The 24,095-nt window shown below is 43.0% G+C and carries 17 protein-coding genes; 11 read left to right on the top strand and 6 right to left on the bottom strand.

From position 1 onward, the window contains the following. Positions 1–18 precede the first annotated feature (18 nt). Genes SNE25_RS19495 through SNE25_RS19470 form a run of 6 tightly spaced genes read left to right on the top strand, consistent with a single transcriptional unit; the run spans position 19 to position 9,492 of the window. A complete protein-coding gene (locus SNE25_RS19495) occupies positions 19–1,089 on the top strand; it encodes a glycoside hydrolase family protein (protein WP_321560673.1) in 1,071 nt (356 codons plus the stop codon). A 9-nt stretch (positions 1,090–1,098) separates the two neighbouring features. After that, complete coding sequence (locus tag SNE25_RS19490; RefSeq protein WP_321560672.1) at positions 1,099–3,240, top strand: hypothetical protein; 2,142 nt, start codon at positions 1,099–1,101, stop codon at positions 3,238–3,240. A gap of 45 nt (positions 3,241–3,285) precedes the next feature. Further along, entirely contained in the window at positions 3,286–4,431 is a 1,146-nt protein-coding gene (locus SNE25_RS19485) for a glycoside hydrolase family 88/105 protein (protein WP_321560671.1), read from the top strand. Beyond that, complete coding sequence (locus SNE25_RS19480; RefSeq protein WP_321560670.1) at positions 4,431–6,902, top strand: glycoside hydrolase family 31 protein; 2,472 nt, start codon at positions 4,431–4,433, stop codon at positions 6,900–6,902. The genes SNE25_RS19485 and SNE25_RS19480 overlap by 1 nt, the downstream gene beginning before the upstream one ends. 17 nt (positions 6,903–6,919) lie before the next feature. Further along, positions 6,920–7,852, top strand: a complete 933-nt coding sequence (locus SNE25_RS19475) for a glycoside hydrolase family 43 protein (RefSeq protein ID WP_321560669.1) — start codon at positions 6,920–6,922, stop codon at positions 7,850–7,852. A gap of 32 nt (positions 7,853–7,884) precedes the next feature. Then, the gene (locus tag SNE25_RS19470) at positions 7,885–9,492 is read left to right on the top strand and encodes an arylsulfatase (protein ID WP_321560668.1); all 1,608 of its coding nucleotides are present in this window, start codon (positions 7,885–7,887) and stop codon (positions 9,490–9,492) included. Between the two features lie 188 nt (positions 9,493–9,680). On the opposite strand, the gene SNE25_RS19465 is transcribed toward SNE25_RS19470, so the two are convergent. Both SNE25_RS19465 and SNE25_RS19460 read right to left on the bottom strand, forming a co-directional pair. Continuing rightward, complete coding sequence (locus SNE25_RS19465) at positions 9,681–10,841, bottom strand: trans-sulfuration enzyme family protein (RefSeq protein ID WP_321560667.1); 1,161 nt, start codon at positions 10,839–10,841, stop codon at positions 9,681–9,683. A gap of 2 nt (positions 10,842–10,843) precedes the next feature. Next, a complete protein-coding gene (locus tag SNE25_RS19460; RefSeq protein WP_321560666.1) occupies positions 10,844–12,181 on the bottom strand; it encodes an APC family permease in 1,338 nt (445 codons plus the stop codon). Positions 12,182–12,540: 359 nt separating this feature from the next. Between SNE25_RS19460 and SNE25_RS19455 the strand changes: the two genes are divergently transcribed. The 4 genes from SNE25_RS19455 to SNE25_RS19440 all read left to right on the top strand — a co-directional run bounded on the left by SNE25_RS19455 (position 12,541) and on the right by SNE25_RS19440 (position 16,240). After that, on the top strand, positions 12,541–13,584 hold the full coding sequence (locus SNE25_RS19455) for a LacI family DNA-binding transcriptional regulator (protein WP_321560665.1): 1,044 nt from the start codon (positions 12,541–12,543) through the stop codon (positions 13,582–13,584). Between the two features lie 355 nt (positions 13,585–13,939). Then, the gene (locus SNE25_RS19450) at positions 13,940–14,623 is read left to right on the top strand and encodes a basic secretory protein-like protein (RefSeq protein WP_321560664.1); all 684 of its coding nucleotides are present in this window, start codon (positions 13,940–13,942) and stop codon (positions 14,621–14,623) included. A gap of 292 nt (positions 14,624–14,915) precedes the next feature. Continuing rightward, on the top strand, positions 14,916–15,419 hold the full coding sequence (locus SNE25_RS19445) for a hypothetical protein (RefSeq protein ID WP_321560663.1): 504 nt from the start codon (positions 14,916–14,918) through the stop codon (positions 15,417–15,419). Between the two features lie 161 nt (positions 15,420–15,580). Then, a complete protein-coding gene (locus SNE25_RS19440; RefSeq protein WP_321560662.1) occupies positions 15,581–16,240 on the top strand; it encodes an adenylate/guanylate cyclase domain-containing protein in 660 nt (219 codons plus the stop codon). Positions 16,241–16,264: 24 nt separating this feature from the next. Here SNE25_RS19440 and SNE25_RS19435 read toward each other — a convergent pair whose 3' ends face one another. Genes SNE25_RS19435 through SNE25_RS19420 form a run of 4 tightly spaced genes read right to left on the bottom strand, consistent with a single transcriptional unit; the run spans position 16,265 to position 23,706 of the window. Beyond that, positions 16,265–18,256 (bottom strand): HRDC domain-containing protein, encoded by a 1,992-nt coding sequence (locus tag SNE25_RS19435; protein ID WP_321560661.1) that lies wholly within the window; start codon positions 18,254–18,256, stop codon positions 16,265–16,267. A 21-nt stretch (positions 18,257–18,277) separates the two neighbouring features. Continuing rightward, positions 18,278–21,478, bottom strand: coding sequence for an error-prone DNA polymerase (locus SNE25_RS19430; protein WP_321560660.1), 3,201 nt, complete (start codon positions 21,476–21,478; stop codon positions 18,278–18,280). 5 nt (positions 21,479–21,483) lie between these two features. After that, on the bottom strand, positions 21,484–22,980 hold the full coding sequence (locus SNE25_RS19425) for a Y-family DNA polymerase (protein WP_321560659.1): 1,497 nt from the start codon (positions 22,978–22,980) through the stop codon (positions 21,484–21,486). Positions 22,981–22,983: 3 nt separating this feature from the next. Continuing rightward, on the bottom strand, positions 22,984–23,706 hold the full coding sequence (locus SNE25_RS19420; RefSeq protein ID WP_321560658.1) for an ImuA family protein: 723 nt from the start codon (positions 23,704–23,706) through the stop codon (positions 22,984–22,986). A gap of 11 nt (positions 23,707–23,717) precedes the next feature. Between SNE25_RS19420 and SNE25_RS19415 the strand changes: the two genes are divergently transcribed. Beyond that, positions 23,718–24,059 carry a hypothetical protein gene (locus SNE25_RS19415; RefSeq protein ID WP_321560657.1) on the top strand — a complete coding sequence of 114 codons (342 nt, stop codon included), beginning with the start codon at positions 23,718–23,720 and terminating at the stop codon, positions 24,057–24,059. The last annotated feature ends 36 nt before the right edge of the window (positions 24,060–24,095 follow it).

Raw genomic sequence — 24,095 nt, 5'->3', positions numbered from 1 at the left:
AGCAAAGATGTTTAAATAATGAAAAGAAGAAATTTTATTGGGCAATTAAGTATAGCCTCGGCAATAGCATTATTTCCTGATTTAACATTTGGTAATTCAAAAGATCATGTTTCTGCTTTTGCAAAAAAACTAAAACCGGTTGGCCGCGCACTGGAAATGGAAGGTTATTATGTGTGGTGCAATAGCCCGATAGAGGGCCCCGATGGCCGTGTCCATGTGTTTTTTTCAAGGTGGGTTGCTTCAAAAAAAATGGGTGGATGGATCAATGGATCCGAAATATGCCATGCTATAGCGGACACGCCCGAAAGCGAATTTAAATTTAAAGATACTATCCTTGCTCCGCGTGGCCCCGGTTATTGGGACGCAACAACCTGTCATAATCCGTCAATAAAAAAGGTAGACGGTAAATATTGCTTGTTTTTTATGGGTAATTCTAATGGTAAAACTAATACTAAACGTATTGGACTGGCCACTGCAGATTCACTTGATGGCCCCTGGGCTCGCGCGGATGAACCGTTACTACTCCCCGGTCCATCCGGAGCGTGGGACGATCATTGTACTACCAATCCTGCATTTATTAAGCATCCAAACGGTCAATACTGGCTGTTTTATAAATCATGGAATACCAGAGAGTATGAAACATCAACAGATCCACTGGTAAAGGGTAACCGCAAATATGGTTTAGCTATTTCCGATAAATTGGAAGGCCCTTATATCAAGTATGACGGAAACCCGGTTATCGATTTTTCGGGCAGGGGAAACAATGCCCAACTGGAAGATGCTTTTGTTTGGCTTGATAAAGGTCGTTTTAAAATGCTGGCCCGGGATATGGGTGTGTTTAATCATCAATACGGCCTGTACATGGAATCAAAAACTGGCAAAAAATGGAGCGAGCCTGAAATTGGTTATTTCAATGCAGAATATTACCATATTAATCAGCCTCCCCCGCCAAAATACCTGAACAAATACGGACGGTTTGAAAGACCGCAGTTATTATTTCAAGATGGGAAGCCAACCTATATGTTTACTACTTCGCAGGGAGGCAAATATATGACAGCTTCACCCTTTATTTTTAAAATAGAATCATAATACCGGAACATGAAAAAACTACTGCCAGTATATTTTGTATTTTTTATGTGTGTTTGGCCGGTTATTGGAAAGGCACAAAATAAAATAGACCGCAAGGCATTGGTGCAGCGTCATAATGTAATTAATACGAGTACGGATACCTTATCTTCCCTATCTGTTGGTAATGGTCGTTTTGCTTTTACGGTTGACGCTACGGGGCTGCAAACTTTTCCAGAGCATTACGACAAAGGCATTCCTTTGGGCACACAATCGGAGTGGGGCTGGCACAGTTTTAACGATACTGCAGGCTATAAATTTGATGAAACGTTAAAAAACTACACATTTAATGGCCGCAAAGTAACCTACTCAGTGCAATGGAACCAGGCTGGGCGTAATAAAGATGCGGCTAACTGGTTTCGAGAAAATGTGCATCGCCTGCAATTAGGTAACCTGGGCTTTATATTACTACATAAAGACGGAACAGAAGCTCAAATAAGTGATATACAAAACGTTCGCCAGGAACTTAATCTGTGGACAGGGGCTATTAACAGCTCTTTTATTTTTGATGGCGAGGTTATAAAAGTTCAAACCTACGCGCATCAGGATCAGGATTTAATAGCTGTAAAAGTACAATCCTCGTTATTAGCTCAGCGCAGGCTCAAAGTAAGATTGCGTTTCCCTTTTCCCACTAATCAGTTTGCAGATTATGGTGACAATTGGAAAAATCCTCAAAAACATTATTCTGCTATTGTTGCATCTGGTGACAGGCAGGCTACTATTATTCATCGCTTAGATACTAACCGTTATTTTGTGCGCCTTGCTTGGGATGGCATTGCATCGGTTAAAAACACAGCTGCTCATCAGTTTGTATTATCATCAGAAGACAAAACAGATGTTCTGGCATTTACCTGTTTGTTCACCCCGAAGACAACAACCAAAGCCTTACCTAATTTTGTTCAAACGCAAGCAAATAGCATACAACAATGGAAAGCCTTTTGGCAAAGCGGAGGGGCAGTTGATTTTAGCGGCAGTACAGATCCGCGGGCAAATGAATTGGAACGCCGGGTGGTGTTATCTCAATATCTTACCAAAATACAATGCTCGGGTCATCAGCCCCCGCAAGAAACAGGTTTAACCTATAACAGCTGGTATGGTAAACCCCACCTCGAAATGCACTGGTGGCATGGTATCCACTTTGCACTATGGGGAAGGGAGCAATTGCTTGAAAACAGTATGGAATGGTACCATCACGTAAAGGCAAATGCCCGCGCAATTGCCAAAAGACAAGGATATGATGGGGTACGCTGGCAAAAAATGACCGATCCAGATGGGAATGAAAGCCCATCTTCAGTAGGGGCATTCCTGATCTGGCAGCAGCCTCACTTTATTTATTTTGCCGAACTGGATTACCGCGCCCATCCGAATAAACAAACACTGAATAAATATAAAGACCTTGTGCTGGCCGACGCAGATTTCCTGGCCTCATTTCCTACCTATGACAAGGAGCATGATCGGTATAATCTGGGGAAGGGTATTATCCTGGCGCAGGAGCGCTACAATCCCGAAGAGACATATAACCCAACTTACGAACTGCAATATTGGCGCTGGGCTTTAAATGTGGCTCAGCAATGGCGCAAACGCTTGGATATGCAGCCCAATAAGAAATATGCTCTTATCCTGAAAAAATTGGCAACCTTGCCCCAAAAAGATGGCGTTTATCTGGCTGCCGAAAGTTCGCCCGATGCTTATACAAATCCTAAACTAAAAACGGATCATCCCGCGGTATTAGCCGCCTATGGCATGTTGCCTTATAATAATAAACTGGACACTGCGGTAATGAAAAAAACCTTTAGCCTGGTTTGGGATGTTTGGGATTGGAAAGATACATGGGGTTGGGATTTTCCGATGACTGCGATGACTGCAACTCGTTTAAATATGCCCGAAAAAGCTATCGATGCTTTATTTATGTCAATAAAAACCAATACATACTTACCAAATGGGCATAATTACCAGGACGGACGTTTACGTATGTACCTGCCGGGTAATGGTGGTTTACTGGCCGCTGTAGCTATGATGTGTGCGGGCTGGGATGGCTCAACTGCCATCAATCCGGGTTTTCCTAAAAATGGTAAGTGGAAGGTGACGTGGGAAGGGCTTAAAAAAATGCCTTAATATGACTATAGTGTTTTCTAAATCTGATAAAATAAAATCTACAAAATGAATAAACTATTTGTAAAGATAAAAACAATATTGTGTACTTGTGCTATTATAGGCATGATAGGCGCTGTGCGTGCACAACAACCGTCAAAAACTAAAGTGTTGGCCGATATGGCTCTGGCTAACAGTTATTTTATGCAAAAATGGCCCGATCCGGGAGCTACTGTTACTGTAAAGGGTATTACCCGCACCAGTAATCTGTGGACCAGGGCCGTTTATTACGAAGGGTTAATGGCCATGTATAAAATTGATCCTCAAAAAAAGTATTATGATTATGCGGTTGATTGGGGCGAGAAACATCAATGGAGTCCTCGTGGAGCTGTTGATACCCGCAATGCTGATAATCAATGCTGCGGACAAACCTATATTGATTTGTACCTGATAGATAAAAAGCCCGAGCGTATTGAAAAAATAAAGCAAAGTATTGACCTGATGGTGAACAGCCAAAAGAAAGATGATTGGAACTGGATTGACGCGCTGCAAATGGCTATGCCGGTATATGCAAGGCTTGGTGAAATTTATAAGGATAGCAGGTATTATGAAAAGATGTTCGACATCTATAATTATTCTAAAAGCGTACACGGCGGCAAAGGATTGTATAACACTGCAGATCATCTTTGGTGGAGGGATAAGGATTTTGTGCCTCCCTATAAAGAACCAAACGGCACAGATTGTTACTGGTCACGCGGTAACGGCTGGGTAGTAGCAGCCATGTTGCGCGTGTTGGAGGTTATGCCTAAAAATGCGCCCCACCGCGATGAGTACTTATCAGTTTATAAAGAAATGATTGAAGCACTTGTGCCGCTGCAGCGTGCTGATGGTTATTGGAATGTGAGTTTAAAAGATTCCACCAATTTCGGCGGTAAAGAATTGTCGGGCACAGCGCTGTTTACTTATGGTATGGCATGGGGTATTAATCACGGCATCCTGAAAAAGAAAACTTATTTGCCAATAGTTACCAAAGCATGGAACGCCATGTCGAAGGAGTGCCTGCATCCGGATGGCATGTTGGGTTTCGTACAAGGAACCGGTAAAGAACCAAAAGATGGCCAGCCTGTAGGCTATGATAATGTACCAGATTTTGAAGACTATGGTTTAGGCTGTTTCCTGTTAGCAGGTAGTGAGGTTTATAAATTAAGTAAATAATGAAGAAGGTATCCCTGCTTTTAGCCATTGTTTTATTAGGTATGGTGAATGCTTCTGCTCAAACGGGTATTGGTAGCAATAAGTCCGGATATAAAAAGCAAGGCAATACGTTGTCGTTTAATAATGCCAATGGCGACGTTAAAATTGAATTTTGTTCGCCTGTCATGTTTCGTATAAGGGCCAGCTGGAGTCGCAAGTTTGCACCCGACGAGCATTTGATGCAGGAAAATTATACCTGGCCAACGGTTGATTACAAAGTGACTGATGCAAAATCGGCATATGTTATTCAAACCTCTGCATTAATTATTACGGTTCTTAAATCGCCTTTTATTATTAACGTGGCTGATAATAAAGGGATAATGTTATCATCAGAATATGTTCCCAATAGTAAGCAAAATGGCGGTTTGCATCATATTAGTGATACCGTTATGTGTACCAAAGACCTTATGCCCGATGAGCATTTCTTTGGTTTTGGTGAGCGTATGGATTTTACAGATCAGCGTAATAAACTGGTGAAACTGAATGTAGGCAGAGGAAAGAACAAAAATAATTTGTTAGGTGCCTATAATGTTAATGAGGCTAATTATAGTCCCATCCCATTTTTTATGAGCACTAAAGGGTATGGTATATACTTACATAATTCATCAGCCACTGAATGGGATATGGGTAGTAAAACCGGTGGTCAATACAGTTTTAAGGCAAATGACGGTGAGCTTGATTATTATTTTATTTATGGCCCAACGTTTCCATCCATTTTAAACAGTTATCTATCAATTACAGGTAAGTCGCCATTGCTGCCGCGGTTTGCTTTCGGACTACACATGGGTACTTACAGCGGTGGCACATGGGGTCACGAAGAGCTAACCTCTGATAAGTATGTTATAGAATTGGCGCGTAAAATGCGCGAAATGGGTATCCCGGTTGATATTCTGTTTCTTGATTCTACCTGGCGTTTGTTTGGCAAAAACGGGGGTAAAGGGGCTACAACGTTTGAATGGCGCGAAACATTTAAGGATCCAAAAGGCATGTTCGATAGTTTATATGCCATGAACTTTAAAATGGTAGGTCTGCATATTCGCCCGAGGTTTGATAATGCAAAAAATCTAAACCTGCTTGATCAGGCGCAGGCTAAAGGTTTTACATACCCTGAAAATGGTAAGCCAGGCGAATTTGTGAATTTTTTTGATCAGCAGGCAGCAAACTGGTGGTGGAATAACGGGGTTATGAAAGTGGCATCCATCGGCGCCAAATTTCTGAAAACGGATGAAGGAAGCGCATTTGGGGCATTAGCAAATGAAAGTGAAAAAGTAGGTCCTACAGGTAAAGAAATAACCCAGTTGCATAATGTATTTCCCATTGCCTATGCTAAAGCGCCATATTTAAAGTTTCAGGAATACAACGGTATGCGTGGCTTGAACCAAACAAGGGAAGGTTATTCTGGTATACAACGTTACCCGTTCATTTTTGCGGGCGACTGGCCAAGCGAATGGCAATATTTTGCACCGGTTATAAAGGCCGGGTTAAATATTGGAATGTCGGGCGTAGGATATTGGGCGCATTGTATGGGCGGCTTTGAACATGCCGCCGATCCGGAGTTATATATGCGTTGGGTGCAGTTTGGTATGTTTAGTCCGGTGGCAATGGTATTTGGCATGGATCATCCGGGCTATAAAGAACCCTGGAACTACGGAGCAGAGGCGTTGGCTAACTTTAAAAAATACGATGATCTTCGTTACAGGTTGATACCCTATATTTATAGCAACGCATACAAGCAGTACCAAACCGGAATGCCGCTTATGCGCGCGCTGGTGCTGGAATATCAGGATGATCCAAATACGTACAGTATAGCCGATCAATACTTGTTTGGCGACAATATCATGGTTTGCCCGGTGACTGTAAAAGGTGCTCAGACGCGCACCATATACTTGCCTCGAGGAACCTGGTTTGATTACTGGACAGGTAAAGAGTATACCGGAAAGCAATATATACATATATTAACGCCGCCGGATTATTTACCACTTTTTGTAAAAGGTGGAAGTATTATCCCAATGCAGCCAACTATGAAATATATGGATGAAAAACCGGTAGATGTAATTACACTGGATATGTTTCCATATCAATCATCAGAGTTTAAATTGTATGAAGATGATGGTGTCAGTCTGAAATATAAACAAGGTGAAATTGCCATTACCAGCATTAACATGACTAATGTAGCTGAAGGATGGGAATTAAAAATTAAGAAACCCACAGGCAGCTTTGTTCCGGCGGCGCACACTTACGTAGCTAAGATACATTGGACAGCTGATAAGGAACCATCCATGGTAGCTGAAAACAATGGGGCAGTAAATGCAGTAAACAGCATGGAGAAATTAATCAATATTGCAGGTTGGTATTATGATAAAACAACTCATTTGCTTTGGATAAAAACTGTTCACAGTAATCGTGAAGATATTACCATTAACTTTAAATAACCAAAAAGTACCATTACATGAAAAAGCTGATATTCCTGTTACTGTTTTTATTTGTGTTGGATGCAAATGCACAAACTGCGACTAAAGAGGTTTATATATTCAGTTATTTTAAAGATAACGGACAGGACGGTTTGCATTTGGCGTACAGTAAAAATGGATTGCAATGGACAGCTTTAAATGACGACCAATCTTTTTTAACTCCCGAAGTTTCGAAAGATAAACTCATGCGTGACCCATGTATCATTCGTGGAGCAGATGGTCTGTTTCATATGGTTTGGACAGACAGCTGGACAGACAAAGGTATCGGTTACGCGAGCTCGCCCGATTTGTTGCATTGGTCTGAACAACAACAGTTGCCTGTTATGGCTAAGGAGCAAGGTGCCCGTAATTGCTGGGCCCCCGAAATTACCTATGATGTATCATCAAAAACATATATGATATACTGGGCGACAACAATTGACGGGCGTTTTCCGTTGATTGACAGTACATCTGAAAGTAAATACAATCATCGTATTTATTACATTACCACTAAAGACTTTAAAACTTATACCCCAACGCAGCTGCTGTTCAATCCGGGGTATAATTGTATCGATGCAACAATAGTACCTTATGGTAAACGCTTTGTTATGGTGTTTAAAGACGAAACACTGAATCCGGTACAGAAAAATATAAAAATTGCATATGCTGATAAACTGACCGGGCCATATTCAAAACCCGAAGGGCCCATCACCGGCAATTACTGGGCAGAAGGGCCGACAACACTGCGCGTTGGTAACAAATGGATTGTTTATTTTGATAAATACCGGGATCATCAATATGGTGCTGTTACATCAACTGATTTGAAACATTGGACCGATATATCCGATTCGGTCAGTTTTCCAAAAGGAACCAGGCACGGTACCGTGTTTAAAATTGCCGAAGCAGGGTTTTCCAGGTTGATCACGAAGTGAAATTTAGTTTACGCTCATTTTACCGCTATTCTATGAAAAAGTTATTCCACATTATTATTCTTCTATCAATTATAAGCAATACGTTGTTTGCTCAAAATAAAGTGACTGGAAAAAGACCAAATATCATTATTATCCTGGCCGATGATATGGGTTACTCCGACATTGGTTGTTTCGGTTCTGAAACTCAAACGCCCAATCTCGATGCAATGGCCAAAAGCGGTTTGCGCATGACACAGTTTTACAACGCTTCGCGCTGTTGTCCAACCCGCGCATCATTACTCACGGGGCTTTATCAGCACCAGGCCGGGGTGGGAGACATGGTAAACCATCGTGATGTGCCTGCTTATCAGGGATACCTGAATCAGAATTGCGTAACTATTGCCGAGGCGCTTAAACAGAGCGGATATAGTACTTTAATGGCAGGTAAATGGCATGTGGGTACAGACCCATCGCATTGGCCGATTAAACGGGGATTTGATCATTATTTTGGTTTAATTGACGGTGCAAGCAGTTATTTTAATCCAACGATGCCTTATCGCCCTAATCAAAAGCTCACTATCGCTTTAGATGATAAGGAATTTACACCAGGGCCAAACTGGTATTCAACAAATGCCTATGCAGATTATGCTATTAAATTTATAGAGGGTAATAAAAATACAAATAAACCATTCTTTTTATACATGGCATTTACCAGTCCGCACTGGCCAATTCAGGCCCTGCCCGAAGATATTGCCAAATACAAAGGCAAATACATGAAAGGATGGGATAAGCTAAGAGCGGAACGGCTCGAGCGTCAAAAACAGCTCGGTATCATCAATAAAGATGAAAAGCTTTCGCCCAGAGATAAGAGCGTACCCGAATGGGATAGTCTTACCCCGGAAGAAAAGGAACAGTTTGATACCAAAATGGCGGTATACGCGGCAATGGTTGATCGTATGGATCAAAATATAGGTCGCATCAGAAAGAAGCTAAAAGAGTTAGGTGAAGAAGAAAATACCGTAATCATGTTTTTGTCTGATAATGGAGCCAGTAATGAAACCATTAAGGGCCCCGGCTTTACACCCGAAGTACTGGCCGCAAGCAATAAGCCGGCAAGTGATCCAACATCCTTTACGTCTTACGGATCATTGGGTGCAAATATAAGCGACACGCCTTTTCGCTTATTTAAACATTGGGAATATGAGGGTGGCACAGCTACTCCTTTTATAGCTTATTATCCAAATGTTATCAAGCCCGGCTCAATAGTTAATAAGCCTGCTCATATCATCGACCTTATGGCAACCTGCGTTGATTTGGCTGGCGCCCCTTATCCTAAAGTTTATCATGGCAATAATATAACACCTACAGAAGGTATAAGTCTTGTACCTGTATTTAAAGGGCAAAATTGGGAAGGACATAATGGGTTGTTTTTTGAACATGAGGGCAACCGTGCCGTAAGACAAGGCGATTGGAAACTGGTATCTCAACGACCCGAAAATAAATGGGAACTTTATAATATCAGTACCGACCGCTCGGAATTAAATGATCTCAGTGTCAAATATCCTCAAAAAGTAGCTGAACTTGAGGCATTGTACAATATATGGGCTGCCAGGGCAGGTGTAGTAGAGTTTGATAAGTTAGCAAAATCAAAAAGCGAATGATTTATTAAGATTAATTAATTGGGGTCTATCCATCCTTATCCAGTGCGGGCAGGATGATCTTCTTGAAGTTTTTAATGTATTTAACAACAGAATTATTGCCTCCGGTGCACCAGTGACCACTATGCTCCTGCCAGACACTGACAAAGGAAGCATTGTATTTTACTATGTAAGGTTTGAAAAGATTATAGCTATAATTTATCAAGTGCCTGTTGCAGGTCGTTTATTAAATATTGAGGGTCTTCTAAACCAACATACATTCTGATGAGTTGATGGCGCTCATCACCTGGTTTGTACTCCGGTTCCGCAATCGACGCAATAGATGGAAGTATCAAACTTTCATGGCCTCCCCAGGAAACCGCGAGTAATATATGCTGCAAATGGTTACAAAATGCTTCAATATTTGCAAATGACGTATTTTTTAACGTAAAACTGAACAACCCTCCGCAGCCCTGCATTTGTTCACAGGCCAATTGGCTTTGTTTGAAAGCCGGGTCAAAGGGCCATATTACCTGTTGTATTGCTTCATGGCTATTTAGCCATTGAGTAATTATCTTAGTGCTCTCAAAACTACGTTGCAGGCGCAATGGTAATGTACGCAATCCTCGCAACATCAGCCATGCGGAGTGTGGGGAAATAGCCGGGCCGAGATTCATAAATTCATGGTCGAAAATTTGCCTTATAAGTTCTTTGCTGCCGGTAAGTACACCCGCCACCACATCTGAATGTCCTCCAATATACTTTGTAGCCGATTGAGCAACCAGGTCAATACCCATACTGATAGGCTGTTGATATAACGGGCTACAGTAGCTGTTATCAATCATGGTCATAATACCTCTGGCCCGGGCAAAGCCAGCTATCTTTTTTATGTCCTGCAATTCATAACTAAAGGTGTTGGGACTTTCCAGGTATATTAGGCGGGTTTCGGGTTTAACAGCTTTTTCAAAATTGTCAAAAACAGTTCCGTCAATAAAGGTAGTAGTGATGCCAAATTTGGGTAAAAATTCATTAAAAAGTTTTAAAGTCCAGCTATATGGATTTTTAACCGCTATCACATGATCGCCGACTTGTAATAAAGAAAGCAATGGAACACTTATAGCGCCTATTCCGCTGCTAAATACCAAAGCATCTCCGGCTCCGTCAAGTGCGGCCAGTTTTTTTCGTAGTATATTAAGCGTTGGGTTTTGCCCCCTGGAGTATAAATTTGTTTCAAATTCATCGGCCATAGCCTGTCTGAGTTGCGTTACCGTTTTAAAGGTAAAATTGCTCGACTGTATAATGGGAGGTGAAACGGCATTAAAATAGTTTTCTCTATCTTCTCCCAGTTCATTTAATATAAATGAAAGTTCCATAATTAAGGTATTGTAATTGATTTTTGACCGCCTTTGGTTACAAAATATATAGCGAGGCCAACAACAAAAGCGCAAAGGCATATTAATGCGGCCAACGGGTTTTCAATAAAAATGCTTATGGTAACAAACCAATAAGTAGCAATAAAAATAACGGGAATGAGCGGGTACCATTTTATGGTGTAAATGCCGCTGCCATTTAAGTGTTTGGTTTTTTTTCGTAGAATGAAAATGGTAACTGCCGCCGCCGAAAGGCCAATAGTATCAAAAAACATTACATAACTGAGTATTTTTTGAAAGGAGCTCACAAAAAACAATATGATAAGTACGGCTGCGACAAAAAAACTTAAACCAAATTCCTGCACCTGGGTTTGCTGGTTCACACGCCTGAACCTTTGGGGTAGTATACCATCTTCGGCCATGGCATAGTAAACCCGTGGATTGGCCATGATATTTACATTAATAAAAGCAAGTACTGATACAAACATCAGCAATGATATTATTTTATAGCCCAGTGTTCCAAAAATAGCGCCGGCTAGCGTAGCAGCCAAAGCAGTTTTATGTTGCAGTCCATTGATACCTAAAACAGAATAGTAGGCAAAATTTATGAGCAGATATAAACATATTACCGTTATCATTCCCCAAAAAATGGCTTTGGGTATATTAACCTTTGCATTAATAATGTCTCCTCCAAAATTAATCGTTTGCTGATAGCCGCCATAGGTAAAAAATACAGCAACCAGGCTTAACCCGAACGCACTCAGGGTATAATTATTATCGGTAACCTTTTCAATAACCTTATAATCGCCCGGCATGATATGGCTTTTTAAAACCGCAGTACAAAGAATAAGGATCATACTTATTTTAAATATGGTAAGTACATTTTGAGTTCGGGCACTCATTTTAATACCCAAAAAGTTAATAATGTATAATACCAATACAGATGTTATGGTCATGATTTTGATGCCCAGATCATTTTGTAAGCTTGGTGGCATGATAATCGGGTTAATATATTCAGCACCAATGAGGGCAACCGCTGCAACCGATGCCGCGTTGCTGATTACTAGTATCCAGTTGATCATGAATGCGAACGCTGGGTGAAAGCAATAGGAAAAAACCTTATAAAAACCTCCTGTAATTGGATAACGGGCACCTATTTCTGCAAAGGTGAGCGCGCCGCATAAACTTACAGCACCGCCAAAAAGCCAGGCTCCAAAATATAAATAAGGGTTGCCGGAACTTATGGCTACTTCACCAGGGGTAGCAAAAATGCCCATACCTATCACCAGACTAATAACGATCATTGACAGGTCAAAACGATTAAGCTTGGGCGTAATGCTCATATATAGATTGGGATATCAAATGTTAAATATTAAGGGACTTTTAATTTTCATTGGTAATTTAAGCATATTTATTAATTATGTTTTAACTTGATAAAAGGCTTTACCAATGTCGGAGTAGTTTTACCGCAAAAGGAGGAGCGACTGGAAACAACAGGGTTTGCAGCGGAATGTAACATTATTAACATCAAAGTACCAAAACCTCTTATTGTCCTAAATTAAGTGTTAATTATGTTGAAGTTTACATGCAAACAGGCTGGACTTTATTATAAATTTATATTTTTGATAATCAGACTGATTTGCTGTATTTATCCGGCCAGTTTATAAACCCAAAAATCACGGCAAATCCGTATAATTTAACAATGAGTACAAAGAAAATATCTATAAAAGATATCGCAAAGCTTACCAGCACCTCTATTACAACAGTTTCTTTTGTTTTAAACGGAAAGGGGCGTATCAGTAAGGAAATAGCAAAAAAAATACTTGACGTAGCTGCCAAAAACGGGTATGAGCCCAATCGCATGGCTATAGGGCTACGCACCGGTGTTTCAAAAGTTATTGGCCTGGTGGTTGAGACTATTGGTGGTCCGTTTTTTGGAGCTATGGCTAAAGTAATAGAAGAGGAGGCTGAAAAGGAGGGGTACCGGATTATTTACTGTAGTACCAATAACAACATTCAAAAAGGCCAGGATGTGATCAGGATGCTCTCGCAACAGTTGGTTGATGGCTATATTATTACTCCCATGAAAGGGTTGGAGAAAGAGATACAAAAACTTTTAGCCAATGAAAAGCCTGTGGTATTGATAGATGGCTATTTCCCAGGTTTGGATATTCCGCATGTATTGGTTGACAATTATAACAGCTCATACAACGCAGTTGAACATCTGGTTAATGCGGGCTACAAAAAGATAGGGCTTATAACAGCCGATATTGATTTGATACAGCTGCATGAACGTACATTAGGGTATAAAGAGGCTTTAAAAGCCTGCGGTATTAAAGAAAATAAAAAGATGATACTTAAACTATCTTTTGATACTGATAAAAACGACGCGGTAAATGCGATAAAAACCTTCATAGAACAGCAAAAGCAGATGGATGCCGTGTTTTTTACCACCAACTACTTAGGTATTATGGGGTTGCAGAGCATTAAAGAATTGGGGCTTAATATCCCCGGGGATTTGGCAATGGTAAGCTTTGATGATAATGAAATATTTAATTTGTATCCTCCTGGCATTACAACTATTCGGCAGCCTACATATGAAATTGCTAAATCGGCAATTGACCTCTTATTGTCGCAAATGGGTGGAGAAAAGTACGATATTTCAAAAATTAAACTGCAAATACCTTCAAAACTAATAGAACGTAGCTCAACCCACAATAAAGGCTCTCGCCTAAAAAATCAGTGAAAGGGGCGCATATTTAGAGTAGTTTTATAAATATTTTAACATGTTTCATATTGTGATGGATTGCAAATAAATAATAGTCTTAATTGTTTGAACAAATTTTTAATCTGTTGTTTCGTTTGAAAAAATCATAAAAATTTAACTTGTTTAAAAGATGCCATAAAAATTTGCTAAAACATTCTACTAAGCTATATTTGATTTTTCTATCTGAATGGGTAAGATGTATACCAATTTTGATAAAACGTTTTATCAAAATTGTTTAAATGTTGTTGCAGAGTCAGCACCAGGATTTTTATAAACGTGTTTGTATTATAACTACTCAATTCTATAAAACATATATTTAACAATTATTTATATCATGAAAAAAGCACTTATACCAGGTTTGGTTTTTATTCTGGCTTTTACCGTCGATACCCATGCGCAATCTTCCGAAGTTTTTAATAAAAAAGGATACAAACTAACAGTGGAAAATCAGGACGCCGCCTTTAGCAATGACCTGAAAAATAAACTGGTTGAAACATTTTATGAAGTTTACCCTAAACTGGCCAGGGCCTACAATAAAAAAACAGTAAAAGAAGTAACCTTTGTTATTGATACAGCTTATGACGGCGTAGCCGCTACAGATAATGGCCGGGTTGTTTTTAGCTCAAAGTACATGACAAAACATCCGGGTGATGTTGATGTGGTTACCCACGAAGTGATGCACATTGTTCAGAATTACGGCCAAAGTAACGGCCCTGGATGGTTAACCGAGGGCATCGCCGATTATGCCCGCTATAAATTCGGGGTAGATAATGCGGGGGCAAAGTGGTCGTTGCCAGCCTTTAAAGCTACACAGAATTATGAAAATAGCTACCGTATTACTGCCCGCTTCTTGGTTTGGATTGAAGCGAGCATTAAACCAGGTTTGGTAAAAGATTTGGATGGTCAGTTGCGCGGCCATACTTTTACTGATGATAGCTGGAAAAATGAAACCGGCAAAACATTAGACGAGCTTTGGGCAGCTTACGCCGCAAACCCGACTATTTCAGTAAAATCATAAAGAAATTCCATGACCAATGGGCTTTTATTGCGAAGCGGCGATGAAGAGCTGTCGGTATGCAGTGATGGTGAAAAAACGCTGAGATTAAACACTAATTAAAGGTCACTCCAAAAGTGGCCTTTGTTTCTGTTGTACCATCAATGGGGGATTTTGTTGTTTGGATTACTTTTTCTCGATCACTTTGATTTCATTAGCTCTTTTTAACACGCGAAGATGTGTCAATATTATGCATCATATATCATTTCTTAATACAATAATTACCGACTGATCTATAGGGCGAAAGCCGATAATCATGACAAAAGTTATTATTATTTTTGTATTAATGACAGATTTGAATGAATATGAATGCGAAATGCTGGATACGATACTGGAGGCATTTGGTATTCCTGATAGCCTGACCCGACTACAGTTGCTTGAACTTTTTGATCAGGACGAAGCCTCTGCTTTCGCTATGGTACAGGCACTGACGAGAGAAGGCCTGGTCGCGAAATCTGGCAAACATGGTGATTATGAGTTGCCTGAAAAACTTATTCTAAAACCCAAAGGTGAAAAATTTCTTAAAGAGGGCGGCTTTACCCGAAGGTACTGGCTGGAGCAACAGAGACCGCTTGAAGTGGGAGGAACACTCGCCAAACTACAGCAGCAGAATATGAGACTGCAAAATATAAAATTAGCCCATGAATCGGAGATTAGTAATCTTAAAAAGTCAGTTAATCGTCTGCGAACATGGCAATATATCTGGTGGGTATTAATTATCATGGCATTGATCCTCGGCTATGTCTTCGGCCACATATAGAATCTAACTTCCAGCATAAATAAGGCTTATTATTTGTTTTACCGCTAATGTCCCGGCTTTTACCGACTGGCCAGCCCTGTTCGCCTGTTTTACTTTGCCATCTTTTAGTCATCAGTTTACATTTGTCTAAAATGTTTCAAATGGCTAATCGTCTTACAACTATGGAAAATAAATACTTGATACTGAACCACGCGCCTGGTGCTCCGGATAAGGAACAGGAGCTGGCTATTCTTTTTCTGGATATCCGGAATTTTACTGGTTTGATGGAAGCTCAGCCTGGCCAAACCGTTATACAAATTGTTCGCCGTTTATTTACAGCCTTTGGTCAGATCGTGAAAAAGTTTGAAGGCAGGGTGGTAGAGATCGCCGGCGATAGCCTGTACGTTGTCTTTGGCTTGCAAACTGAATTAACGGCATCCGTGAATAATGCCTATCAGGCTGCAAAAATGATGTTCCAGACGGTTAGTCTATTTAACGAGTCTTATGCCGAACCATATTACGGCGGTCCGTTGGAAATTGGTGTGGGCTTACACGCCGGAAAGGTTTTTGTTGGCGAGTTCGGTTTAGATAATGCACCTCAATTATCAGTTATGGGCTTGCCTGTTAATATCGCGTCCAGACTCCAGGCCAAAACCCGCGAACTGGATAATGATCTGATCATTTCTGAAGATGCTTACCAGTTATTAACTGAAGACAAGGTGAAGGCATACCCGCAGACTGTGCAGCTACAGGGAATCCGCCAGGAACAACAGGTGCGCTTAGCTGGTAAGTCTTATGTAGTTCAGCAAGATTTCGATTATTTGTTGGCTATATCCGGGTAGTGCTAAAATATCTAATCAGAACATTTAAAACAAGCTAACCTGCTCAGTCCCGAATCCCTGTAATTCCTGCTGATAGGCGCGGATCAATCCAATCAATTCCGGTCCGTATTGCGTAGCCTTTTGTGTACCCACACCTTTTACCGCGCTCAATGCTTTAAGGGTAGCCGGTAATTTTTCGGCTATAGCAGCCGCGGTTTTTTCAGAAAGCACCATGTTCGGCATAATATTTTCTTTAACTGCTGTTTCTTCCCGCCACTCCAATAATTGTTCGTACAGTTTTTCGTTGGGCAGTGCATTTAGTGTCTTCAGATAAGAGTGGTCGTACGTTTTAATACCCTCTTTGATCAATAACAAATATGTGGTCACCGAAAAAGGCGCCTGCCCGAAATGTTCCATCAGTCGTATCCGGTTCATTAGCCAAATAATAAGCTGGTCTGCTTTCTTTGCAAGTTCTTTGGACGTTCCGATCAAGCCAGGTAATTGCCGATGCAGGTTTTCGGTAGCAGCCGTCAGTTTTTCAAGAAAATAAACGGCCGCCTGTGAACTACGTTCTGTTTTGAGTTGCTTAGTGAATTTGCCGGCCACGCTGATAATCTCCTTTTCCAGATCGGGTAACAGCAATTCAAAACCTTTGAGCCTGGTTTGCAAAGGACCGAAATTAAATAGTTCACCGAGCAAATATTGCTCATATAAAGCCTGGTCGCGCAAAAGTGTTTGTCCGTTAGGCTTGATCAAAGCCGCCTGCTGGTTAAAACGAATTACTGCTGGGTCGCCGATGATATTATGGGTGCCGATAGGGTTACGCAAAACCATGCCCGATAATGTGCGACAGCGGCTTAACGCTACATAAGCCTGGCCCGATGCGAAAGCTTCGCTGACATCGATAATGGCTTTATCAAAAGTGAGCCCCTGGCTTTTATGAATAGTAATAGCCCATGCCAGTTTTAAAGGAATCTGGGCGAAGCTGCCAGCATTACTTTCGTTAATTGCCTCGTCATCCAATTGGTATTTGACGTTTGTCCATTCTACGGCTTCTACCTCAATCTCTCTATCTCCCGGGCCGCATTGAACAAAAACGGTATTACCTTCAATTCGACTAACCGTGCCGATCTTGCCGTTATAATACAGCTTTTCGGCCGAGCCATCATTCTTGACAAACATAACCTGCGCACCTATCTTGAGCTTGAGGTTGGTTTCCGTAGGGTAGGCATCCCTGGGAAAATCTCCTTTTACCGTTGCCGAAAACTCAAACTCTTGCCCTTGTAAAGCTTCCAGAAACTCTGTATTAACCTGTTGTGCAATACTATTGTGGGTAGTCAGGGTAATGTATGGATCATCAGTTGCCGGCCGAAAATCTGGTACATATCGAGCGTTTAGTAACGCTAAACTCTCTCCGCTGATCTGCTGGTTACGCACTTCGTTCAGGATACGTATAAAATCCTGCTCTTTTTGGCGATAAACATGATCCAGTTCGATCCGGATATAGGGCGCCTTTTGCATAACCAGCGCGCTGAAAAAATAGGGTGTTGAGTAATAGCGGCTTAACATTCCCCATTCCTCGTCACGGATGATCGGGCTCAATTGTGAAAGATCACCAATTAATAATAGCTGCACACCGCCGAATGGATACGTAGTGCCCTTGATATTCCTCAAAATCAGATCGATCTGGTCGAGCACATCAGGTCGTACCATACTGATCTCATCAATGATCAGCAGTTCCAAACTACCCAGCAGTTCTTTCTTTTCCGGATTATAATGCATTTCCGGTCGTTCATCTCCGCCGGGTAAAAGCGGACCGAATGGCAATTGGAACAGCGAATGCAGGGTCATTCCGCCTGCATTGATGGCTGCTACACCCGTAGGCGCTGCTACCGCCAGCTTCTTTTTTGAAGTCTGCTTGAGGTTTTGTAGGAAAGTGGTTTTACCGGTGCCCGCTTTACCCGTTAGAAAAACCACCGTATTAGTAGATTCCAGGTATTCCGTGGCCAGTTGCATCGCAGGGTTCAGTTCACTCATTCGTTTACAATATTAACATTATCAATGGAAATTCCTTCCTTTATGAAAAGCACCTTCTGTAGAAACAGCCGGCTCCGTTGACCGCCCATCATAATTAATCGGTTTAGTGGTTTCATCACCGCGTGTCGGTTGCGAGAGATCAGTTTCGGTCAAACCACGCAACAATGCCGTCAGGTTAAAACAACGATGTACTACGAGATGCGTTACCCCATTAGCCACCTGCAATTTGCCCGCTACCATCAGCAGGCGCGATTGCATAATTTCCTTCCGGTACTTATCAAAAAACTTTTGCCATACCACCAGGTTCGCCGCACCTGTTTCGTCTTCCAGCGTCATAAAGAGTACTCCTTTGGCTGTTCCGGGGCGTTGCCGCACGGTAATTAAACCGGCAATACACACTTTGTCGCCATCTTTTTTGTTCAAAAGATCAATCGTCCGTATGTTACGCAACTGCGTAAGTTTGGAGCGTAGTAGGCCGACAGGATGATCTTTCAGCGAAAGCCCGGTAGAAATATAATCCTGTACCACATGCTCGCCGCGGGTCATCTCCGGCAAATCCATCGCTGTTTCCAGAACACTTTCAGACAGTTGGCCGTCAAATAATCCAATGGGCCGGTCAGCCAGTGCGGAAACCTCCCATAAGGCCATCCGCCGGTCGGCACCTAAGGAACGGAATGCATCCGCATCTGCAAGCTTTTCCAGCGCCGCCTCCGTTATACCAGCTGCCCGCAACTGGTCGATATGCCGGTAACCACCTTCCCGCATTGCCACCAGCACTGCCATGTCATCTTCCTTCAAACCCTTAACTTGTCGAAAACCCAGCCGCACTGCGTGAAGTTTTTCGCCGTTTGGTTCCAGCGTATTATCCCATTCTGAATAATTTACATCAACCGGTAACACCTTTACATCATGTTCCTGCGCATCGCGCACAATTTGTGCGGGTTGGTAAAAACCCATCGGCTGGCTATTTAAAAGCGCTGCACAAAACACATCCGGATAGTGGTATTTGAGCCAGGAGGATATATACACCAGTAAGGCAAACGAAGCAGCATGACTCTCGGGGAAACCATAGCCCTCAAAACCCTGTAATTGTTTGAATATCCGCCGCGCAAAATCTTCTTCATAACCACGCGCCACCATGCCCTCGACCATTTTTTTTTCATACATATGTAACTGACCGTTCGCTTTGAATGAAGCCATACTACGCCGTAATTGATCAGCCTCTGCCGGAGTAAATCCGGCTGCTACGATGGCTATTTCCATCGCTTGCTCCTGGAATAGCGGAACACCAAGGGTACGTTTTAGTATTTCTTCCAGCTCTGGTTGCGGATATTCTGGTAATTCTTCTTCGTTCCGACGGCGCAAATAAGGATGCACCATATCGCCCTGAATAGGCCCCGGCCGTACTATGGCTACTTCAATTACCAGGTCATAAAACTCACGCGGCTTTAAACGCGGCAGCATAGACATCTGTGCCCGGCTCTCTATTTGGAAAACCCCTATTGTGTCTGCCCTGCAGATCATATCATACACCAAAGGATCATCCTGCGGTACAGTAGCCAGTGTTAATTTGCGGTCATGGTGCCGCAGCATGAGGTCAAAAGCTTTGCGGATCATCGTCAGCATTCCTAATCCAAGCACATCTACTTTCAGAATTTGCAGATCTTCCAGGTCATCCTTGTTCCATTCTACCTGCGTGCGGTTTTCCATCCGGGCGTTCATTACCGGGCAAAGGTTGGTCAATTGCCCCTCGGTAATTACAAAGCCGCCCGTATGCTGGCCCAATTGCCGTGGGAAGCCCATCAGTTCGCAGGTTAATTGTAATACTTTTAGTATCATCGGGTCTTTGGGATTCAGCCCCTGATCCCGCAGCCGTTTTTCATCAAAACCCTCTTCGTGAAAATCCCAGATTGTGGCGCCTATTCTTTTGATCGTATCTTCCGACAGCCCCATAGCTTTGCCCACATCGCGAATAGCACCTTTATGGCGCTCCTGGGTTACCGTGGCCACTATAGCCGCCCGGTCGCGCCCGTAATCATCATAAATGAATTGGATAATCTCTTCACGACGTTCGTGTTCAAAATCCACATCAATATCCGGCCATTCATCACGCGCATCAGACATAAAGCGAGAAAACAGCAAACGCGACTTATCCGGGTTCACCGCTGTAATCCCCAGGCAATAACAAACTATAGAATTTGCTGCTGAACCGCGACCCTGGTGTAAAATTCCCAGATCTTCTGCCTGTTGCGTATAACGGTAAACCCGTAAAAAATACCACCCCAGCTTGCGTTTTTCGATAAAGGCCAGTTCAAGTTTTATTTGCTTTTGGTGTTTCTCCGGAATTGGGTCGCCAAAACGTGCTTTTGCACCTTCCCAGCTTAATTTGGTAAGTCGCTGATGGAAGGTGAGCCCGCCTATAAGTTGTTCCCTGGGTGTAAGATATTTTAATTCATCTAAAGAAAATGTACAGGTATCAGCAATATAGGCTGCATTTTCCAGGGCTTGGGGATATCCCTTGAATAGTCGCCCTACCTCATCTAATGGTTTTAGAAACCGCTCGGCATTAGGATACAATTTAAAACCTGCCGTATGGATAGTGCATTTTTCGCGAATACAGGTCAGTATATCCTGCAGTTCGCGGCGGGCAGCATGATGGTAATGTACATCTCCTGTTGCTACTAAGGGTACTTTGGTTTCTGCCAGCCGAAACAAGCGCTTGGCATCCTGTCCCTGGTAATTAAAAAAAGCGGCTAAGTAAAGTGAGCGCCCAAAATACTGCTGGTATTCATACAGATCGTTCAAAAAGCCGGCATCCAGTTCAAAGCGACTGTCCAGCTTATCGGGCGGTATTGCTATAAAGAGTATGCCTTCCTGGTGTTCATAGACATCTGCCTTGTATAACTCACATTTGCCTTTTTCTGTTCGCAGGTTACCCCTCGTTAATAAGGCCGATAAACGTCCGTAAGCCTCAATATCAGTAGGGTAGGCCAGTAAGCTTGTGCCATCTACAAGGTCAAGCCTGCAAGCCGGAATAAATCGGATCTTCAGTTGTTTGGCCGCCATATGTGCCCGTACAATGCCCGCTAAAGAATTCCGATCGGTTATGGCTATGGCAGAGTAACCCAGAGCTTCAGCATGTTCTACCAATTCATGGGGATGAGAGCCCCCGCGCAGGAAGCTAAAGTTGGAGGTTATCTGTAATTCCGCGTAGTTTGTCATTGTTTCTAAGCAAAATATCCATGTAAATACCATTGCGCATCGCCGCCATCATAATGCCCCGACCGGAACACCCAATAGCGTTGCCCTTCACTATCTTCTACTGCATAATAGTCCCGGTGTTCACCCGTATCGCGCCACCATTCCCGCCCGATACGCTCGGGCCCATCTGCTTTAACCACCATGTGTCGCTTATGCTTATAAATAAATAGTTTTGGCGGGTTATCAGGTACCAGCGCCATCACCTCAATAGGTTCTGGTACGGATAGTAAACGTATAGGTCGCATTTGCACAGGCCAGGATGTTTCCGGTTGTTCTGTTAAAGAGACGGCCACTTTTACCGAACGTTCCGGCCAATAATGTTCTGCCGGTAAAAAGCGGTGTATAGCATTAGGCCCAACTTTACCCGCCACCCTGTCAAGCAGTTCTGCCAGTGCTGTGCCGGCCAGACCTTTGGCTTCTGCCCATAGTTGTTCCTGCACCGTTTCCATATCTTCTACTTTTGGCGCTTCCAGTACAAAAAGTTCAATACCCAAAGCCGGTTCTATCTTTGCAATCTGCAATTCGAATAATTTTAGTAAATGCGAAACACTATGCGAACCCCGGTTTGTTGTTATTCCCGCCTGTACTTTTCGGCCATCTACGCGGTGACACTTCAGTATCGCTTTACGCAGGCCTTTGCCTTCGGCTTGTAAACGGAGGCATAAAACCGAAAGTAATTTTTCAATAGCTATACCTATACCCACAGCCGTCCGAATCGGTTCCAGGCAGGGGAGGCGCTCTGCATAAGGCACCGGAGGCACCAACGGTACCAATACCTCATCTATCCGGCCCAGCGCCTGATCTAAGCGTAATAATAACTCCTTCCCAAAGCGCCGGCGCAAAACAGAGGCAGGCATATGCTGCAATTGACCAATATTGCGGAAACCTAATTTTTTCAGCCTTTCCAGTATTTCTGCTGCTAACCGTAGAGCTGCAGGGGGTAAGCTTGCTAAAGCCTGTGCCTGACCGCCGGCAGGAATAATAGGAGAGACGGTAGCATACCGCGCTACCGCCCAGGCCGTGCCTGCCGTGTCGGCGATAGCGGCCCGGGAATCAAAACCAGCCTTGCGTAGTTTTAAAACAATCTCTTTGAGATAACCTCGTTCGCCATCCCAGAGATGGGCACAGCCAGATATATCCAGAATCAGGCCGTCGGACAGGTCAATTGCCACAACAGGGGTATAGCGAATGCACCATAAACCTAAAAGCCGTAGTAATTGGGTTGCTTTGCCCGGCGTATCGTTAATCACCAAAAGTTCAGCCACTGCTGCCCGCGCATCTGCCGCCGCCATACCTGTAAAAGCGCCCTGCTGTTCTGCCAGAGAACTGGCCGCAGTAATAATCACCCGGTTTTTTACAGGGGTAACCAGTACAAAAGGCACCTCCCTTAGCTCCGGCCGCCGGATCGCCAGTCCATCCGTCAGTAGATGTCGGAACCAGATTGCCATAAAACGCTTTTCCATCGCTTACCCAACCTGCCTTTCTTCTAAAATAATCAATTCATTCACCGGTCTGAAGCAGCCATCCTGCCACTCGAGTATCCAGCTGCCCGTTTGCCCGTTGCGTACCTTTAAAAGCTCCACTTCCCAGCGTAAATGACCAAGTCCCGGCAATCCATTGAGGTCGGCGCTTGGCAGCGATTTTATCTGCCAGCGCGCCGCGCAGGCCGTAGAACCAAGTCTATCTGCCGCGTTTCGCAATACAAAGCCCGTAACGCGGCTTTGCTCAACTGCCAGCTGCAAACGCCGTGACTGCTTAAAATCCATATCGCGTAATTCGCAGACCACCGCTGTAAGTCCCGGGCATTTCAACGCTTCCTCCATTACCCAAAGCGTATCCGTATCTTTTGTTAAACTGATAAAAATTACCCGATGAGGCTCTACGCCAAACGTTGTTAAGGCCGGGGCAAATAAATGCTGTGCCCTGCCAATCCACACGCAAACTCCGCCTTGCTGCATCAGCACTGAAAGTATGCCCGTTACTAAACCACCGCCTGCCGCCGCCTGCTCGATTGAACCGCAAACAAATTCGTGAACCGCAGCCGTCGGAAACACTCCGTTTGGAAATGCCGATTCTACCTGGCCCAGGCCCATCAACGAGCGTACACCCGCAACCGGTGGCTTATAACCTTCCCATTGCAAAAGGTTTTTACGCAACTGGCTGATGATATCGGCTTTAACTTGGAGCATACTAATAATTAATGCACAAAAATAATGCTAAAAATATTAGTATTTGCTTATCTTTGAAAAAAAATTATAATAGTTTAGAAATGACCACACATAGCTATCTGACCAGAGAGGCTAAAGCCTTTGTAAAACGCACAAATGGCCCGGATGAAGTTATACGGGTGGTGCCCGACCTGTTGTATGGACAAGCAGGTCAATGCTACCAACTGTATACTGCTTTTGAAGAAAGAGCTGATAATCTGGGCTGTATTTTATTTGATGCGCAAGGTTTCTGGATTTACGATGGTGAACTGTTATCTGTCGCGGAACAGGAACAGCTTGCGGATTTTATTATCAATTATGTAGAAAGATTATAAAAAACGATCAACCACAGCTTATGCCGATACAACAAT

This window comes from Mucilaginibacter sabulilitoris, assembly GCF_034262375.1.
Classification (GTDB): Bacteria; Bacteroidota; Bacteroidia; order Sphingobacteriales; family Sphingobacteriaceae; genus Mucilaginibacter; species Mucilaginibacter sabulilitoris.
The sequence above is the reverse complement of the archived record's forward strand: the minus strand, read 5'-3'. Positions and strand labels throughout refer to the sequence as shown.

Coding starts and splice junctions, on each gene's coding strand:
- SNE25_RS19495 (WP_321560673.1), top strand. CDS start 19: ATGAAAAGAAGAAATTTTATTGGGCAATTAAGTATAGCCTCGGCAATA.
- SNE25_RS19490 (WP_321560672.1), top strand. CDS start 1,099: ATGAAAAAACTACTGCCAGTATATTTTGTATTTTTTATGTGTGTTTGG.
- SNE25_RS19485 (WP_321560671.1), top strand. CDS start 3,286: ATGAATAAACTATTTGTAAAGATAAAAACAATATTGTGTACTTGTGCT.
- SNE25_RS19480 (WP_321560670.1), top strand. CDS start 4,431: ATGAAGAAGGTATCCCTGCTTTTAGCCATTGTTTTATTAGGTATGGTG.
- SNE25_RS19475 (WP_321560669.1), top strand. CDS start 6,920: ATGAAAAAGCTGATATTCCTGTTACTGTTTTTATTTGTGTTGGATGCA.
- SNE25_RS19470 (WP_321560668.1), top strand. CDS start 7,885: ATGAAAAAGTTATTCCACATTATTATTCTTCTATCAATTATAAGCAAT.
- SNE25_RS19465 (WP_321560667.1), bottom strand. CDS start 10,841: ATGGAACTTTCATTTATATTAAATGAACTGGGAGAAGATAGAGAAAAC.
- SNE25_RS19460 (WP_321560666.1), bottom strand. CDS start 12,181: ATGAGCATTACGCCCAAGCTTAATCGTTTTGACCTGTCAATGATCGTT.
- SNE25_RS19455 (WP_321560665.1), top strand. CDS start 12,541: ATGAGTACAAAGAAAATATCTATAAAAGATATCGCAAAGCTTACCAGC.
- SNE25_RS19450 (WP_321560664.1), top strand. CDS start 13,940: ATGAAAAAAGCACTTATACCAGGTTTGGTTTTTATTCTGGCTTTTACC.
- SNE25_RS19445 (WP_321560663.1), top strand. CDS start 14,916: ATGACAAAAGTTATTATTATTTTTGTATTAATGACAGATTTGAATGAA.
- SNE25_RS19440 (WP_321560662.1), top strand. CDS start 15,581: ATGGAAAATAAATACTTGATACTGAACCACGCGCCTGGTGCTCCGGAT.
- SNE25_RS19435 (WP_321560661.1), bottom strand. CDS start 18,256: ATGAGTGAACTGAACCCTGCGATGCAACTGGCCACGGAATACCTGGAA.
- SNE25_RS19430 (WP_321560660.1), bottom strand. CDS start 21,478: ATGACAAACTACGCGGAATTACAGATAACCTCCAACTTTAGCTTCCTG.
- SNE25_RS19425 (WP_321560659.1), bottom strand. CDS start 22,980: ATGGAAAAGCGTTTTATGGCAATCTGGTTCCGACATCTACTGACGGAT.
- SNE25_RS19420 (WP_321560658.1), bottom strand. CDS start 23,706: ATGCTCCAAGTTAAAGCCGATATCATCAGCCAGTTGCGTAAAAACCTT.
- SNE25_RS19415 (WP_321560657.1), top strand. CDS start 23,718: ATGCACAAAAATAATGCTAAAAATATTAGTATTTGCTTATCTTTGAAA.